The sequence below is a fragment of the Thermogutta sp. genome, from assembly GCF_039793925.1.
Classification (GTDB): Bacteria; Planctomycetota; Planctomycetia; order Pirellulales; family Thermoguttaceae; genus Thermogutta.
In genome coordinates, this window is sequence record NZ_JBAMME010000295.1 from 1 (window position 1) to 16,290 (window position 16,290).

13 protein-coding genes are annotated in these 16,290 nt (G+C 56.7%); 9 read left to right on the plus strand and 4 right to left on the minus strand.

Annotated features, from left to right (window positions below; genetic code table 11):
- Positions 1-102: 102 nt before the first annotated feature.
- The 3 genes from ABJK56_RS15565 (at position 103) to ABJK56_RS15575 (ending at position 2,195) form a co-directional block, all read left to right on the plus strand.
- A complete protein-coding gene (locus ABJK56_RS15565) occupies positions 103-885 on the plus strand; it encodes a DUF1559 domain-containing protein (protein WP_347245592.1) in 783 nt (260 codons plus the stop codon).
- A 129-nt stretch (positions 886-1,014) separates the two neighbouring features.
- Positions 1,015-1,686, plus strand: a complete 672-nt coding sequence (locus ABJK56_RS15570; protein ID WP_347245593.1) for a PepSY-associated TM helix domain-containing protein — start codon at positions 1,015-1,017, stop codon at positions 1,684-1,686.
- A complete protein-coding gene (locus tag ABJK56_RS15575; protein WP_347245594.1) occupies positions 1,665-2,195 on the plus strand; it encodes a hypothetical protein in 531 nt (176 codons plus the stop codon). Before ABJK56_RS15570 ends, ABJK56_RS15575 begins: the two co-directional genes overlap by 22 nt.
- A 150-nt stretch (positions 2,196-2,345) precedes the next feature.
- Here the strand turns inward: ABJK56_RS15575 and ABJK56_RS15580 are convergent, their stop codons facing one another.
- Positions 2,346-2,927, minus strand: a complete 582-nt coding sequence (locus tag ABJK56_RS15580) for a DJ-1/PfpI family protein (protein ID WP_347245595.1) — start codon at positions 2,925-2,927, stop codon at positions 2,346-2,348.
- A gap of 611 nt (positions 2,928-3,538) precedes the next feature.
- Between ABJK56_RS15580 and ABJK56_RS15585 the strand changes: the two genes are divergently transcribed.
- From ABJK56_RS15585 to ABJK56_RS15595, 3 genes are all read left to right on the plus strand, one after another.
- Positions 3,539-4,555: a sugar phosphate isomerase/epimerase gene (locus ABJK56_RS15585; protein WP_347245596.1), complete on the plus strand. Its 1,017-nt coding sequence runs from the start codon at positions 3,539-3,541 to the stop codon at positions 4,553-4,555.
- A 170-nt stretch (positions 4,556-4,725) separates the two neighbouring features.
- Positions 4,726-5,361 (plus strand): histidine phosphatase family protein, encoded by a 636-nt coding sequence (locus tag ABJK56_RS15590; RefSeq protein ID WP_347245597.1) that lies wholly within the window; start codon positions 4,726-4,728, stop codon positions 5,359-5,361.
- A gap of 322 nt (positions 5,362-5,683) precedes the next feature.
- Positions 5,684-7,150 carry an arylsulfatase gene (locus ABJK56_RS15595; protein WP_347245598.1) on the plus strand — a complete coding sequence of 489 codons (1,467 nt, stop codon included), beginning with the start codon at positions 5,684-5,686 and terminating at the stop codon, positions 7,148-7,150.
- 61 nt (positions 7,151-7,211) lie between these two features.
- On the opposite strand, the gene ABJK56_RS15600 is transcribed toward ABJK56_RS15595, so the two are convergent.
- The 3 genes from ABJK56_RS15600 to ABJK56_RS15610 are packed head-to-tail and all read right to left on the minus strand — an operon-like array spanning position 7,212 to position 11,652.
- On the minus strand, positions 7,212-8,096 hold the full coding sequence (locus ABJK56_RS15600) for a hypothetical protein (protein ID WP_347245599.1): 885 nt from the start codon (positions 8,094-8,096) through the stop codon (positions 7,212-7,214).
- Positions 8,097-8,127: 31 nt separating this feature from the next.
- Entirely contained in the window at positions 8,128-10,026 is a 1,899-nt protein-coding gene (locus tag ABJK56_RS15605) for an AAA family ATPase (protein ID WP_347245600.1), read from the minus strand.
- Between the two features lie 15 nt (positions 10,027-10,041).
- Positions 10,042-11,652, minus strand: a complete 1,611-nt coding sequence (locus ABJK56_RS15610) for a hypothetical protein (RefSeq protein ID WP_347245601.1) — start codon at positions 11,650-11,652, stop codon at positions 10,042-10,044.
- A gap of 207 nt (positions 11,653-11,859) precedes the next feature.
- Here ABJK56_RS15610 and ABJK56_RS15615 point away from each other — a divergent pair, with 207 nt between their 5' ends.
- From ABJK56_RS15615 to ABJK56_RS15625, 3 genes are all read left to right on the plus strand, one after another.
- The gene (locus tag ABJK56_RS15615) at positions 11,860-12,531 is read left to right on the plus strand and encodes a phosphoribosylanthranilate isomerase (protein WP_347245602.1); all 672 of its coding nucleotides are present in this window, start codon (positions 11,860-11,862) and stop codon (positions 12,529-12,531) included.
- Between the two features lie 372 nt (positions 12,532-12,903).
- Positions 12,904-14,241, plus strand: coding sequence for an adenosylhomocysteinase (gene ahcY / locus ABJK56_RS15620; RefSeq protein WP_347245603.1), 1,338 nt, complete (start codon positions 12,904-12,906; stop codon positions 14,239-14,241).
- 185 nt (positions 14,242-14,426) lie between these two features.
- On the plus strand, positions 14,427-15,728 hold the full coding sequence (locus ABJK56_RS15625; RefSeq protein ID WP_347245604.1) for a DUF1015 domain-containing protein: 1,302 nt from the start codon (positions 14,427-14,429) through the stop codon (positions 15,726-15,728).
- The last annotated feature ends 562 nt before the right edge of the window (positions 15,729-16,290 follow it).

Consider the following 16,290-nt stretch of genomic DNA (forward strand, 5'->3'; position numbering starts at 1 on the left):
TACAGGTATTGCAGCACAACAATGCCAAACGAAAGTGATACTGAGTCTCAAGACATGGCGTATCAGCAACTAAGCATTTTCAGAATGGAAAGGAGATAGATTATGTTCAGTCATTGTAAAAATCAGCGGCGGTCGGCGTTCACCCTCGTCGAGCTGTTGGTGGTCATCGCGATCGTGTCCATTCTGGTGGGTTTGCTCCTACCGGCTGTCCAGATGGCCCGAGAGACTGCCCGGAGCGCTCAATGTCGCAGTCACCTTCGCCAAATCGGCATTGCCGTCCATCATTATGCGAATCTTCACGACGGGGTCATGCCTTTTCACGTTGGAGAAGGCGACCTCACCGATCTGAGTCAATCGGCAGTGGAAGCGCTGCTGCCGTTTTGTGAGAACAATCGGGCAATTTTCGCCTGTCCTGGCGACGTCGGCACCGTGGAAGATTCGACCCCGTTTTTTAAGTCTCTGGGAACCAGTTACAAACTGGAAGGCCGCGCCTTCAGTCAACGATTCCTTCCTGAACGAACCGTGATGGAGTACGACACCAAGACCGGTACCTGGAAACCCAAGAAAAAGGAAGCCAAACCATGGTTCGTTCGCCGTTTGGACGACCATATTCAAGGCTACGACACCAAGAAAGCCGCTGAGGGTAAAGAATTAAAACCCGAAGACAGAGTCCAGTCGCACCAAATTCAACTGGCACGCGATCTTTTTGAGCCCTGGAAAGCTGGCGAAATCAAATCGTTCCCGCTCCGGGGTGTATTTACGGTCCAGCCATTTCACACTGGGCATATGAACGTGCTCTTCGTGGACGGGCACGTTGTCACGGTGGGAAGCAAAGCTGAGTGGGAGCTTCTTCGCGGGAAAGATCCCAATGGCAAAGACGATTAACCTGCCATCGAAGCCCCTTTCGCACAGGGAACTACCCGGTGCTTGCGCGGGTGTCTGCTGCGTTGGTCAAGATGATGGCAAAACAATTCAACGGGTTCGAACAATCAAGCCGCGATAGAAAGGGTCCCCATGTTCGCTTTTATTCGTACACTTTCACGACCGCTCCGCCAATTTCACCGGTGGATTGGACTCGCATTAATGATCCCGTTGTTGGCTGTCGCGGTCACCGGAATTCTTTTGATTCATCCCAATTGGTATGAATCACGCAAGGTGGAGGAGCTGCCTCCCAGCCCGCCGCCACCTCGGGAAATAGCGCGGGTGATTGCGACGGCTTTGGATGACGCAAGCAAACTGGAGGGCTTCCACATCAAGCAGATCGACGTGCGGTTTCACTCGAGCTTGGGCTGGTTCGTGAACGTCAAGGGAGTGCACAGGTCAACCGCTCGAGAACGGCAATATGTGCATCCGGTTGCCGCTACCACTTCGCAGACGATGGGAAAATCGGCTCAGCAAGCTATCCTCTCCGAACCTCCTCCCAAGCCGGGCCTAAAAAAATTTTTCAAAGACCTTCACACGGGCGAGATTTTCGGCAAAGAGTGGGCGTGGATCTGGGCGGATCTTGTGGGTTTTTCCCTGGCGTTCCTCGCCTGCTCCGGACTGATCATTTATCTGCCGGTGTTCTGGGCCAAACGCAAGCGGAACACCAATCGTGTGTTGGCTGGTGAGGTCCAATCATCAATTGGTCCCTTTAAGTCGACTGAAAGTCGGGAAGACGTTTCATGCGCGCGTTCGGTTGGATAGCTGCAGCGATTCTCTTCACCTGGTCGGTCTGGACACTTTGGCCAAGGTCGACCACCGTCGAACTTCCGGAGGAGCTGATTCACCAAACCGTCGAAAGCATCCGTCAGACGCCGGATTCGCACTGGCCGGAAGATTTGGCCAAGCTAGAGGATCGACTACCGACACCAACAGTTCAGGTGATTCTCGCCCAGGGCATACCCGGGGAGCCCGCTCTCGTCCTGGCCGTGCCAACGGACAGCTCAGAGGAGGAACAGTCCACGCACTGGCGGCTTCCGTGGCCGAAACTTAGCGGTGTGCTTGCCAAAGGGGCAGCCCAGCCAGTTGCGGTGTCTGAATCCCGCCACCGCGTTCGCTATATCCATCACGTCTTTCCGGTGGACGGGGAGAAACAACGCTATCTGGTGGTGACTCGCCTGGATCCTTCTACCGGTCCACGATGGTGGGCGTGGATCAGTCTTTTCACAGCCGTGGCCATCGGCATCGCTCTCTTTTTCATTCCTGAGAATTGACGAGCTGTCGCTGGCGCGTCGGGCAAAGGGCCGGGTTGCGTGCGCAACTTGGGTCCTAGCAGACCCCTAAACCTCCGCGTAAAGGGATCTCGCCCGAAATCTAAGCTGCCGAAATGAACAATTGCCGAAACGACACACCGGTTGACCGGATCATCGCTTTGGGAGTTCGATGCGGACGCCGAGTACGTCGAGAAATCTTGCCAGCCACACAGGATGGGCCGGCCAGGCGGGCGCCGTCACCAGGTTCCCATCCACGTAGGCCTGATCGAGATCCACCTGCACATAGGTGGCTCCGGCATTGACGACATCCGGGGCGACAGCCGGATAACAGGTGCAGATCTTCCCCTTGAGCACCCCTGCCGCCGTCAGAAGCTGGGGACCGTGGCAGATCGCGGCGATTGGTTTGCCTGCCTCCGCGAAGTGGCGGATGATTTCAATAACGCGCTTGTTCAAACGGAGATATTCCGGGGCACGGCCACCGGGAATGCAAAGGGCGTCGTAGTCTTCCGGCCGGACCTTATCGAAATCCGCGTTGAGCGTGAAATTATGGCCACGCAGTTCGCAATAGGTTTGGGCACCGTCGAAGTCGTGTACGGCAGTTCGGACCTGTTCCCCGGCCGCCTTGCCGGGACAAACGGCATGGACCGTCAGCCCCACCATTTGGAGCGCCTGAAACGGCACCATGACCTCGTAGTCTTCCACATAGTCACCGACGAGCATCAAGATTTTCATAGAAACGGCCTCCTCAGTACTGTTCTCATGTAACCCGGTTTTTTATCAGACCTCGATCGATTGACATCAGGGGGCAGCATTTCAAATGGAAAGCATTCTCCTCAGTTGGAACCGAGATGAACTCACGCCTGAATTCCTCCGCACTCCTGCGGGGCGACTGTCCCAGGGTCTGAATCTGACGCCTCCCCCGTTACTGGACCGGGGAGCGCGGCGAACACGGATCATCCCTTTTCCGCGCTGGTTATCATTTAGCGCCAATTATCGCGGAAGAGCCGAACGAAACAAGGCTTGCTGCAGGCTGATATACTTCCCCTTTTTCTTTGACGATATCGAACATCACCAAACCGGCTTCTCGTCGGGCAATTCATGAATTGCCCCTCCCAGACAACGGGTAAGCTATCGCCAGAATCCCCCAACAACCCGTCGAGGTTTTGACATCGTCCATCTTCCGGACAAAAAGTGGGGATGGGTCACGCACCGGGGGTGTTGCAGTCGTTAGAAAAATGGCCCAAAATACCAGCATTACTTCGCCATCAGACTTGGCAATGGCGTGGCAGGTTGGATCGTCACGGTGTCTTGTGTCGGCAGTTTGTTAAGGTAAGGAGCGAATCATGGCGCGACCAGTCACGATGTTCACAGGCCAGTGGGCTGATCTTCCTCTGGAAACTCTCCTCCAGAAAGTGAAAGAGTTCGGATACGACGGCGTCGAGCTGGCATGTTGGGGCGATCATTTTGAAGTCCGCAAGGCACTTGAGGACGATGAGTATTGCGCAAAAAAGCGGGAGCTGCTGGCGAAATACGGCATGCAGGTCTTCGCGATCAGCAATCACCTTGTAGGTCAGGCCGTCCTGGATAACATTGATTTGCGCCACAAAGCAATCCTGCCCGACTACGTATGGGGAGATGGGGATCCAGCAGGTGTCAATCAGCGGGCGGCCGATGAACTGAAAGATACTGCCCGGGCAGCGCAAAAGTTGGGTGTGAGCATCGTGAATGGTTTTACGGGTTCCAGTATTTGGCATCTGCTGTATTCATTTCCCCCGGTGCCACCTGACATGATCGAGGAGGGATATCGCCTCCTTGCCGAGCGGTTTATCCCCATTTTGGATGTCTTTGAGGAGTGCGGCGTGAAGTTCGCGTTGGAAGTCCACCCGACTGAGATTGCGTTTGACCTCTACACGGCGGAACGAACGCTGGAGGCTCTTAAGGGACATCCTGCGTTCGGTTTCAATTTTGACCCCAGCCACCTCATCTGGCAGGGTGTCGATCCCGCGCAGTTTATCCGGTATTTCCCAGATCGGATTTTCCACGTACACATGAAGGACGCGATTGTGAAGCGTGACGGCAAAGGTGGTATCCTGGGCAGCCACCTCAATTTCGGTGATCCGCGCCGGGCCTGGGATTTCCGCTCGCTGGGCCACGGCAGTGTGGACTTTGAAGAGATCATCCGGGCCCTCAATGACATCGGCTATCAGGGACCACTTTCGGTGGAATGGGAAGACAGCGGTATGGACCGTGAATTCGGCGCGAAGGAAGCTTGCGAGTTCGTCCGCCGGATTGACTTCCCGCCCAGCAAAGTGGCCTTCGACGCCGCGTTCGACAAGGCTGAACAGGCCAAAAAGGGCTGATCGTCGTTCCGCCTGCACACCAGGTGGATAGTCCGACCGGTCATCGGGTGAGTCGGATGTGCTGTAACCGTCTATCGAAATCGACACGGTTTTTGGACCGTGTCGTTTTTTTTGCCGAATGAATTCTGTTCGGGAAAGACAGCAAGGAGAACGGTAGGAACGTACCCACGATGATTCTCTACTGCATTCGACATGGAGAAAGCACCTACAACTCGGAAGGCCGCGTCCAGGGGCAGTCTGATGTGCCACTCTCCGATCTGGGACGGCGACAGGGTGAGGCCCTGGCCGAGGCACTGGCAGATGTGGGGTTGGAAGTCATTTTCAGCAGTCCTCTTCGCCGTGCTTATGAAACGGCAGAACTCATTGCCCGAAGAACAGGGGTGCCGATCCGCACCGATCCCCGACTCAAGGAAATCAATGCCGGGATTTTCCAGGACCGGCTGCGCAGCGAACTGGTCGCCCAATTTCCCGAAGAGTACCGCCGCTGGACCTCCGGGGATCCGGATTTCGTGATCCCTGGCGGAGAATCGCGCCGCCAGCTTGCCGAACGAGGGGTTGCCGCCTTTCGCGATATCATCGCTTCCGGCTACCAGCGCGTGGCGGTCGTCGCCCACGGACGGTTACTTGTGGTCACGCTCAAATCTCTCCTGGATTCTCTGGATGCGTGCAAGATCCCAGCGGCACTTCAAAACGCGTCCATCACCACTGTCGAGGTGGAGCCTTCGACCGCCCGGATGCGTCTGATTACCGCCGAAGACGTGCGTCATCTGGAAGGGGTGGGACTGAGTGGGAGCGGCGACTTGTGACGCCATTTCCTGATTTGAAACGCGTCTTTCTGAGAACGTCGGTTCGATTCACCCCGGCAGGCCGAACGCGGCGCCACCAATTTCCTCCCCAGTTTACAGGAATCCCTGCACGGATTCATAATGGGCTACCGACCGCAAACAAAACCCTACCGATGCGAGATCGACGCCGTCATTGGCGGTTTCGAGCAGGCCTTATTCGCACAATTTGTGGAGGTTGCGTCCTCCGTGCGAACTTACGATGATGAATCGCGGATGCCTTCGCCATCCGGGTCAGCGTCAAACCAGCGTGGGAACCGAACAAAGACCGAGAGGAAATCACGCCATGAAATCGGAAGTTGCTCTGGGATTAGTTGCGTGGATCCTGGCTGGTGCCTTGAGTGCAAGCTGGGCGGAAACCCCTGCATCCGGGCAGTTGCCGAACATTATCTTGATTCTGGCAGACGACCTGGGATATGGGGATTTGGGATGTTACGGTCAACAGATCATCCAGACGCCCGAGCTGGATCGCATGGCTGCTGAAGGAATGCGTTTCACACAGTTTTATGCGGGGGCCACGGTTTGTGCGCCATCGCGTTGCGTCCTGATGGTGGGGCAGCACACGGGACATTGTTCCGTCCGGGGAAATGCGCCCGCCAATCAACGAGCCAATCAGTCACTTCGCGAAGAGGATATCACCATTGCCCAGATCCTCAAAGCTCGCGGCTACCAGACAGCGCTCATTGGCAAGTGGGGACTGGGCGAAGGCGAAGAGCCGGGTCATCCCCTGCGAAAAGGTTTCGACTACTTCTTTGGCTATCTCAACCAGGGACACGCACATAACTACTATCCCGAGTTTTTGTGGCGAAACTGGGGTAAAGTCATGCTGCGAAACGAAGTTGTCGCAGTGAAGGCCAATTACGGCGCCGACTTTACCCCCGGCTATGCGATCAAAAAAGTTGATTATTCTCATGACTTATTCACTGAAGATGCTTTGCGCTGGGTTGAGGAACACAAAGAAACGCCGTTTTTCCTCTATCTGGCATACACGATTCCCCACGCCAACAATGAGGCCACGCGGGCAACAGGGAACGGGGCAGAAGTCCCGGACTTTGGTATTTATGCCGATCGTGACTGGCCCGATCAGGATAAGGGACAGGCCGCCATGATCACCCGCATGGACCGTGATGTTGGCCGCCTGTTGCAAAAACTCCGGGATCTAGGTATTGCAGAACGGACGTTGGTAATGTTTTCATCAGATAACGGACCACACAATGAGGCCGGCCATAACGTGCAACGGTTTCGGCCAGGTGGTCCCCTGCGGGGAATGAAACGGGATCTGTATGAAGGGGGCATCCGGGTGCCGTTCATTGCATGGTGGCCTGGAAAGGTACCCGCCGAAACGGTATCCAACCACGTGGCCTATTTCGGCGATGTGATGGCCACTTTGTGCGAACTTACCGGTGCCGAACTACCACCTCATCGGGACTCGGTAAGCTTTCTGCCGACTTTGCTTGGCAGGTTCTCTGATCAAAAGCAGCATGATTATCTGTACTGGGAGTTTTATGAAAGAGGTTCAGCCCAGGCTGTGCGTTTTGAAAATTGGAAAGCGATTCGCAAGCCGATGCTGTCCGGCGAGATTGAGCTCTACAACCTGGCCGAGGACCTGGGCGAAACAAAGAACCTCGCAGCGGAATATCCCGACATCGTGGAAAAAGCGCGGAAGTTAATGGATGAAGCCCACACCCCGGATCCCCGCTGGCAGGTACCAGGCCCAAAAACATCCCCTCCGCGTGAAGCAAACGCTCAGTGACCAGCCCCGCGTAGCCTGACGCACAACAGCGATGTCGCCTACTTACATGCTGTGAACCGATCTACCTGGGTAGCTTGCCGAAAGGTTCCACCAGCACTGACGCCGAAAGCAGGCAGGATGCGCCGCGAATGATCTCCGTGATCTGTCGGACGGTGTGCTTCGGTGTGCGGTCTTTGATACACCAAAGCCAGGCATCGTCACTGGCACGAACAAGTTTGAGCAAAAAGCTTTCATTTGCCAGTGGAAAATAGACGAGCGTGAGACCATAACGCTGACGACAACTGTCAAAAAGACGACGACACTCGAGCCAGGCGGGCAATGAGGCCGGAATCGTTCCTGCCGGCAAAAATGCAACGTGCCGGGTTTTCATAATGGCCTCGTCGGAAAGCACTCCCCGGGCCAAGAGACTACCCAGTCCCAGACGTGAATTCACTGCCAGCCTTTTGGTGAGTGCGCCATTGAGAATGTCTGCGTCGATCACCAGCACGGGCTGATCGCTTTTTTCAGCTACTTCGGTCGCCAATCCCAAAATGAGTCCCGGATCGAGGGCCTCGTCCATAAGCTGGACACTCAGCCAACCCGCGTTTTGCGCTTTCCAGCCTAGGCCTAGGACCAGGATATCGACCAGCTCCTGAAGATGGTGACCGTATTGCTGCCGAAAGACACGGTACTCGACACGAGATTGTTCTTCGGCTTGCGTCTCGGACTGAGTAATTTTCATCTCCGCTCGCCGCGAAGTGATTCCCGACGGTGCTGCGACGTGGGCATCATCTCGTCGCCACACCCGGATCGTCTCGCCGGGCGTTTCCGCTGCCGATCGCGACCTGCTCGCCGCGGAAGAAGCGTGTCCGGAAAACGGGATTGTGTGCGGTGCGACGTCGCGTTCCCTCTCGAGTTGTTCGAGGGCGTCAACAATCCTTGCTCTCGGCTTTTCAGTTTGTCCCATAAAAAAGTCCAAAGGTCCTGCAAACAACTGGCTACTGTGCATTTCGCAATTGACTGAACAGCGACTTGAAGCGGCGCCGGCTGTGCGGTGTGGTGACCCTGGTAACCTCGCGCGGTGGCTGCTCTCCACGCGGCGACGCAAGGTCTTCCGCATCTCGATTTTCGGCGGTTGCACCAATCTCTGGCCTATCTGGTCCCTGCTCGGCATTCCAACCGCCGGTCGTCGGCAGCGATGGAGAACTTCGAGTATTTTCGGACTCATTCTCGGCCGTTCCCACTAATTGCGCGACTTCTCCGGCCTCTTGGTTACCTATACTCGCCGTTGCGGTGAGATTGCTGGGGGGATTGCCAGATTGTCTCACGGATGAAGTCATCACCCCACCCGAGGCACAGCCACGCCGTTCCTTTTCCGACTTTTCCACGGAGTCGTCCGCCCGGCCGATCTGTGTTTGGTTATCGTCCTCCAGCACCGAGGGCTCTGTCATCCCGCCGGATTTAGCAGGAAGAGCTTCCCCGTGACGGACTGCGGAGGAAACGATTGATGAGGCGCATTCCCGATTCCCCGGCACGTCCAGAAGGCCCGTTTGGGGCTTGAATTCGCTACCATATGTCACCGGTGCGCGGGGAGACACCTGAATTTCCTGAGAAAACGTCTCCGCGAAAGGATCCCCCCAATCATAAAAGATAACTTCCACCTCCGGGGTTCGTTTCGCTTGGGGTGACATCTCTCTTTCGAGTTCTGATACGGTGGCCACCACATCGTCAATGCGTGCGACGGGGTCGGGACGATCCTTCAATCCGTCAGGCGGTTCCCGATCTGACACACCTTCCAATACTTCCTTTGACGTGTTGCTACCCGTGAGCAAATCGGTCGGAATTTCAAACGACTCACTGCTTTCATGGGCCAACGGCGAGCGGTCCGGTTCCCCGTGCGGGCCGGTCAGTGATTGAGCTTCTGGATCGCGCCAGCCCTGCCGTTCCACTGGCTCGGCTGGGATACTTGATCCACCCCCGGAGAGGTCTGCCGCGAGGTCCTGGACCGTCTCACTTCCGATATCGGACCAACTTCCAAATTCCACGACGCTGCTTGCACCGGCCGAGCGTGGAACAGGATCCCACGGAATCGGAAACTGTTGGAGATCCGACCACGCTTCCTGCACGAGCTCCGGCGTGACCGTCTTCAGCCCGTCGGCAAAGGCGAGAATGAGCGCATGGTCACAAACTTGGTTGATCAAGCGAAGGACGCCTCCAGTCGCATGATACACCGCCTCGCAGGTTTTTTCCGGAAAAATCTCGACGGGCGATTGCCCGGCACGCTTTATCTGTTGTTCGATGTAGAAAAACGTATCGGATCGGTTGAGAGCATCCAGGTAGCATCGCGCGGTAATTCGCTGGCTGAGCACCTGCAACTTGGGGGCCGTCAAACGCTCTTCCAGCGCAGTCCCTCCAGCTAAAACGAGTCGCACCGCCGGATCCTCCCCACTCATCACATTCAGAAGCGTGCGAATCTCCTCGAGAACTCGGAAGGACAGGGTGTCCGCTTCGTCCACGAGAAGCGCAAGGGGGCGCGAACTGGGCAGGCTTCTGAGATATTCCACCAGGTTCAATCGGAGTTCACCTTCATCCATTCCCCGAAACGGCTGGCGCAGTTCGCAAAGGATGGCCTGCAACACTGCCCGAACGTTGGGAAACCGCCCATGGGCAAGGAGCACCACCTCGCAACGGGATTGAAGCTGCTGGGCCACCACCTGAAGGAGCATGGACTTGCCAGTGCCGGTGGGGCCGATGATGAGCCCTGGCCCCTCCGCCCGCAACACCGCCCGAACCAGCTTCTCCCGCGCCGCTTCCACTGCCTCCAGGGGAATGTAGTACCGCGGATGGCACGATGCCGGAAAAGGCCGCTGCTTGAATCCAAAAAACTGCTCGTACATAGATGACTCGTGGAATCAGTCTGAGATTGATCGCGTTGTTTGCGCGGCACCCATATGAGGTGCCTGTTTATCCATATCGTGGGGACCATGCGTTTTTGTGAACACCGCAGACGGGATGTCCGGCACGGCAATGGAAAAAACAGGGCATCCCGTGATGGCCCCCAGCTCATCTTCCGAATTGATGGTTCGTCGCTCTGCTATTCCCGTCACGAGCGAATAGGCCGCTTCCCCTGTCAGCAAACACACGAGGAACGCGGCGAGAAAATGCCACCACACGAGTCGAAACGGAGGTTGAGATACCACCGTCGGTTGAGTTTCTTCGCAAAGGTCAGGCACAATTTGCCAGCCCAAAGCTACGGCAAGTGCCCTTTGAGCGGTGGCCCAACTCTCCAAGCTTTCCGATGTCTGGGACTGCACCAACTCCCAACGCGAAACGAAACGTTCGGATGTTCGCTCCGTCTCTTCCAGCAGATCCTGCACACGCATCAAGCTGGCGGCGAGATTCTTCATCGGTGACTCGCCCGGCAATGCCAACGCGGACAAATCATCTGGAGAAAGTCCTCCGCTCGAGGGCGCTGGATTAGAACCCACTGGTTGTTTATCGGGCAGGGTCATCCAGTCGGATGGCCACTGCACCCCTGACTTGGCCGAGCCCAGTGCCTCGCGTGTTCCACGATCGCGCAATCGCAGTTCAGCTTCCACCTCGGCCAGCGCTGCCTCCACCTGCTTAACTTCAGGATGTTCCGGAGTTCTGGTAGCGAGAAGTCGCTCACGCTTTTCCAGTAGAAATTGACGCTGGGCGAGCAGTCGCGCCGCATCTGGCGGCGGAGTCTCCGATACCGACCGAGCCGCCCGCTCGTTGGCGAGACTGGCAAGCTGGGTCCAAATTGTCTCGCGGGCTGCCAGATACTGGTGGAGTGCCTGTTTTGCTTCCTCGTTCCACCGGTTGCAGATTTGCGTTCCCTGTTGCAAAAACTGTGCGACGTGTTTTGATGCTCGGGCCACTTCTTCCCACCTTATGGCGCGAAGTTCCTCAAGGGCCTCGCTCACCTGCCGGCGAGCGATGGAGAGGGAGGTCTCGGCGGGAAATTCGACCACTACCGCTGGAATGTCGCTCGTCGTTTCGTTGTCCGATGGAACCGCCCCCTCAAGCGACTTTCCGCTACTACTCGCTACTTCCCCCATTTGTAGCGTGCCAGTATTCCTCGCAGACCACGTGACGCCTGTTGGGCCCTGTGCGGTTGGATGCGAGTCCGGCCGCGTGAGGAGGACGGTCGCCCTACCGGACAGAACGCGGGAAAGCCACTGCACATCGGCTTGCCAGAAGCTGCGATTGGAAACGGAAAAACCGGGAAGGTCGGGTGTTCGTGGGAAACCGGTCAAATCCGGGCGACCGGGGTTTGGCGCCCGTGGGTCAATTGGGAAATAATAGGGGGAACATTTTAGATGCACACGCGTGACGGGCGGCTGCTGCGAAGGCGACGGGCACTGTGAAACGGGAACGAGAGGCGCTCCCACAAGCCAGAGTACAAGCGTCCCCGCAGCGATGCCCGAGACGGCAGCCACTGCGAAGGCAAACACGGGCACAAGATTACGTCGGACGTGGGAAGCGCGGGTGACCCTCACAAACTGCCTCGTGTGCACACTGGGAACTGTCACTGAATCGACAATCTGCCGCCCTCAGCGCGTACTGGGCGAGCCGAGCCCCAATCCGGCTCCAAACTCAGAATCGTCGATTCGCCTGACGGCCTTGAGGAGGGTTCGAGAAACTGTAACGAGTTTATCCATTTTTCCTCGCTGATCATTGGTTCTCTGAAAAACCGATCTGCAAAGATGTTTCGCATCAAGATTTGTGGAATTACCACACGGCAGGACGCATCCGTCGTGGTCGAAGCTGGGGCCGACGCCCTGGGATTCAATTTTTATCCGCGAAGCCCGCGCTATATTCCCCCTCGAGAGGCGAGTCAAATTGCCAAAAACGTGCCCCGGGGCGTGGCTAAAGTGGGAGTATTCGTTAATTCGCCAGTCGGAGAAATTCGCGAGATCGCGTTTCGCGTCACGCTCGATTGGATCCAACTTCATGGCGACGAATCGCCCGACATCCTCCGGCAGCTTCGCCCGCTCGTCTGCATCAAAGCCTTTCGCGTGGACGAAGAAACGGGGTTGGGTCCCGTAAAGCAATTTCTGGAAGCGTGCGCCGCACAGGATGTGATGCCGCGTGCCATCCTCCTCGACGCCCGCAAGGACGACACATACGGTGGTACCGGAATCACGTTTGACTGGAAATTGGCGAAAGAGTACACGAAGCTCGTCCCCAATCCGCCGCCCCTAATCCTTTCGGGGGGACTGACACCCGAGAATGTTGAAGAAGCGATCCTCACTGTAAACCCTGCGGCCGTAGACGTCGCCAGTGGGGTCGAGGAGTCGCCGGGTAAGAAATCGGCTGAAAAAGTGGTGCGTTTTGTACAACAGGCCAAAGCGGCGTGGGAAAAACTGAGCTCTTAAGGCACTGATTCTGGACATCCAGCGGGCATCATGGCTGAGTCATAGGCGGCAATTCTTCTGAAAGCTGATAGCGGCTCTGAACCGGCAAGTACTTGAGAGCTCAAGCCGGTTCCCGTATCATAGCGGGGTAAGCCATGACACAGCCGAGGCATTCTCAGGCGGGGACCGTTTCTGGCAGCAGGTACCCCGCTGCTTCGGTTGGTTGCTGTGCAGACCGCGGATGTTTTCCCAAATTGTTTTCGTGCATATCATAAACTGATTAACTGATGCTAAGAGGCAGCTACAAGAGCGAAAGCGGCGATCGGCCGAGGGTTCACATCAACGGGCGAATGAACTCCTGACTTTTGAAGATTCACTCGAGGAGATCAGCGTATGTCGCAGACTGCCGTAACCAAGGGAAAGGTGGAAGGGAAGTTGCCGTACAAGGTCAAGGATATCTCCCTCGCTGAGTGGGGGCGACGAGAAATAGAACTGGCCGAAAAGGAAATGCCGGGCCTGATGGCGCTTCGGGAGAAATACGGCCGTTCGAAACCGCTCAAGGGCGCGCGAATCGCCGGATGCCTCCACATGACGATCGAGACAGCCGTTCTCATCGAAACGCTGGTCGAACTGGGAGCCCAGGTCCAGTGGAGCAGTTGCAACAAGTTCTCCACGGAAGATCACGCGGCAGCGGCCATCGCCGCACGAGGAATTCCGGTCTACGCCTGGAAGGGCGAAACTGATGAAGAGTATGAATGGTGTATCGAACAGACCCTGATCTTCCCGGATGGTGAGCAACTGAACCTGATCATCGACGACGGCGGCGACCTCACGGCCATGGTGCACAGCCCCAAGTATGCCCATCTCTTGCCGGGCATCCGGGGGCTGTCCGAAGAAACGACAACCGGCGTTCACCGCCTCTATCAAATGCACGCCAAAGGTGAGCTCAAGGTGCCCGCGATCAACGTCAACGACTCGGTGACAAAGAGCAAATTCGATAACCTCTATGGTTGTCGGGAATCACTTATCGATGGCATCAAACGGGCCACCGATGTGATGATCGCCGGAAAAACGGCGGTTGTGTGCGGTTACGGCGATGTGGGCAAAGGGTGCGCGCAATCTCTCCGGGCGTATGGTGCCCGGGTCGTGGTCACCGAAATCGATCCCATCTGCGCCCTTCAGGCAGCGATGGAAGGCTACGAGGTGACCACACTGGAAGAGGTGGCGCCGCGGGCGCACATCTTCGTGACGGCCACTGGCTGCTGCAACGTCATCCGAGCGGAACACATGCTCGCCATGCCGGATGGTGCGGTCATCTGCAACATCGGTCACTTTGATGTGGAGATCGATGTGGATTGGCTCATGCACAAATCCGGCGCGAAACGAACCACGATCAAACCGCTGGTGGATAAATTCACTTTCCCAAACGGAAAATCGATCATCCTCCTGGCCGAGGGTCGGCTGGTCAACCTGGGTTGCGCGACGGGACATCCTTCCTTCGTGATGTCCAACTCCTTTACCAATCAGGTGCTCGCGCAAATCGCGTTGTGGACCGAGCCAGAGAAATATCCGGTGGGCGTTCACTGCCTGCCCAAGAAATTGGACGAGGAGGTTGCCCGACTGCATCTGGAAAAAATCGGCGTCAAACTGACAAAGCTGACCCCCGAGCAGGCGGCGTACCTTGGAATCCCAGTGGACGGCCCGTTCAAGCCCGATTACTACCGTTACTGATATCTGTCGCTGCGTGCACACCGGTCTTCGTTGATGAGGCCCTTCAGATTAGTTGTTCGGTAACCCAAGCAAGCAGTTAGAAATGCATCGGTAGAATAGATCGGTCCCTGCCCGAGGTGTGCGGGGACCGGTTTTGTTGAAAAACAGCAATTGTCTGGTGGTGTTTGTCTGTTGACTGAATAACCATGCCAGAAATCCAAGCTTTTCGCGGAATTCGTTATAATCTCAGCCACGTGGGCTCGCTGAGCGATGTGATCGCCCCACCCTACGACGTAATTTCTCCGGAGCTTCAGGACGCTCTCTACAAAAAGCATCCCTGCAATGTGGTGCGGCTGATTCTTAATCGAATCGAACCGGGTGATGACGAAGTGAACAACCGGTACAGTCGGGCCCGACGGTACTACAAAAGCTGGCTAGCGGAGAGCGTTCTTGTCCAGGAAGCGGACCCGGCGATCTACGTCTATTACCAGGAGTTCGATCTCCAGGGTGTGCGGTACGCGCGGAGAGGCTTTATGGCCCGAGTGCGGCTCTCCCGCTACGAAGAAGGCCAAATTTTCCCACATGAGCACACTTTGCGCGGGCCTCGAATGGACCAGCTCATGCTCATGACGATGTGCAAGGCGCAGCTCAGCCAAGTCTTCGGCATGTATCCCGACCCTGAGGGACGGACCCAGGCAGTCCTCGATGAGGCCATCCGCGATGTCACTCCCGTGGAAGCGGTAGACCATCTAGGAGTCACGCACCGAATGTGGCCGGTCACGAAACCTGAATTGGTTACGGAGCTTTCCAGCATTGTTGGACCGTCGCCCATCTTCATTGCCGATGGCCATCACCGATACGAGACGGCCCTGGAGTACCGGGAGCAACTTCGGGACATGGGGTACCTCCGCCCCGATCACCCGGCCCACTACGTCCTCATGCATTGCGTGCCCATGGAAGACCCCGGCCTCATCGTGCTTCCCACGCACCGGCTCATTCGTGGAATACCGCCGCTGAGCACCGATGAGCTTGCCAGCCGACTGGGCGACGCATTTACGGTACAAACTGTCGCCCGCTCACCCGAAGCGGCCCGCGACGTATGGGAGCTGGTGGAACGGTCTCCAGATCCGGCCACCCTCGCCTTCTACACCCAAAAAGATGATCAATGGTCGGTCGCCGAAATTACTCCGGCAGGTCGGGAAAAAATGGACGAATTGGCGGCCGATCATACGCCGGAATGGCGAAGACTGGGGGTAGCCGTGCTTCACAAATTGGTCTTCGATCATCTCCTCCGCCCCAATTCGCCGCCGGAGTTCGAGTACGTGCATCTCGTCGATGAGGTGATCGAGCGATTGAAGTCAGGCCAGTATCCGCTGGCGGCCCTGGTTCGCCCGGCCACCGTCACCGACATCCGCGACGTCAGCCTCCAGGGCGACCGGATGCCGCCCAAGAGCACCTATTTCTATCCCAAGCTTTGCTCGGGTCTGGTGATCAACCCGCTCGAGTGAGATGTCTCCCCTGCGATCACCAGGCCTGGGCCGCTGTTTCACATCTCCCGGCTGCCGAGGTTTCCCGGGCTCTGTTCCACGTGAAACCGGAAGAACTTTTCCTGTCGGTCCCTTGACCCGCTGCGGGCTGATTCTGACGTGATTGCCCCATAAACCGGACCAACCGGAGTAAAACCACCATGCAAGGCACTCCCGCGTGGTTTCACCTCCTCGATCGGCACTCAATCCTTTCCTAGGCGATCAATACGATTTTGATCCCGCGGGTGTGCAGCGTTTGAATATATCGACTTGCCAACGCCGAACTCCAGTCACGCTGAGAGCTTGATGCAAGGAGAACGGTTTTGCCGAAAGGGTGCGCAACAGAATTGCGAATGCGGAGGACAAGCGTTCCCTTCCGTATCTTGGCGGGACCTGCTTGTCAGGTCCGTTTTTTCTAGGCCCTACGCGACGGATGTCCATTCTGCGGCGTGAGATCGTATTCTTCCGTTCATCTTCTGGGGAATGGCGATCCAGGATCTGTCTGGGTTTAATGGGCCTTATCACAAGAAATATGCCGAAAGGC

What these genes read in the sequence shown, in the direction of transcription:
- ABJK56_RS15570 (WP_347245593.1), top strand. Translation starts at nt 1,015, where the DNA reads ATGTTCGCTTTTATTCGTACACTTTCACGACCGCTCCGCCAATTTCAC.
- ABJK56_RS15565 (WP_347245592.1), top strand. Translation starts at nt 103, where the DNA reads ATGTTCAGTCATTGTAAAAATCAGCGGCGGTCGGCGTTCACCCTCGTC.
- ABJK56_RS15590 (WP_347245597.1), top strand. Translation starts at nt 4,726, where the DNA reads ATGATTCTCTACTGCATTCGACATGGAGAAAGCACCTACAACTCGGAA.
- ahcY (WP_347245603.1), top strand. Translation starts at nt 12,904, where the DNA reads ATGTCGCAGACTGCCGTAACCAAGGGAAAGGTGGAAGGGAAGTTGCCG.
- ABJK56_RS15585 (WP_347245596.1), top strand. Translation starts at nt 3,539, where the DNA reads ATGGCGCGACCAGTCACGATGTTCACAGGCCAGTGGGCTGATCTTCCT.
- ABJK56_RS15625 (WP_347245604.1), top strand. Translation starts at nt 14,427, where the DNA reads ATGCCAGAAATCCAAGCTTTTCGCGGAATTCGTTATAATCTCAGCCAC.
- ABJK56_RS15600 (WP_347245599.1), bottom strand. Translation starts at nt 8,096, where the DNA reads ATGGGACAAACTGAAAAGCCGAGAGCAAGGATTGTTGACGCCCTCGAA.
- ABJK56_RS15605 (WP_347245600.1), bottom strand. Translation starts at nt 10,026, where the DNA reads ATGTACGAGCAGTTTTTTGGATTCAAGCAGCGGCCTTTTCCGGCATCG.
- ABJK56_RS15595 (WP_347245598.1), top strand. Translation starts at nt 5,684, where the DNA reads ATGAAATCGGAAGTTGCTCTGGGATTAGTTGCGTGGATCCTGGCTGGT.
- ABJK56_RS15580 (WP_347245595.1), bottom strand. Translation starts at nt 2,927, where the DNA reads ATGAAAATCTTGATGCTCGTCGGTGACTATGTGGAAGACTACGAGGTC.
- ABJK56_RS15575 (WP_347245594.1), top strand. Translation starts at nt 1,665, where the DNA reads ATGCGCGCGTTCGGTTGGATAGCTGCAGCGATTCTCTTCACCTGGTCG.
- ABJK56_RS15615 (WP_347245602.1), top strand. Translation starts at nt 11,860, where the DNA reads ATGTTTCGCATCAAGATTTGTGGAATTACCACACGGCAGGACGCATCC.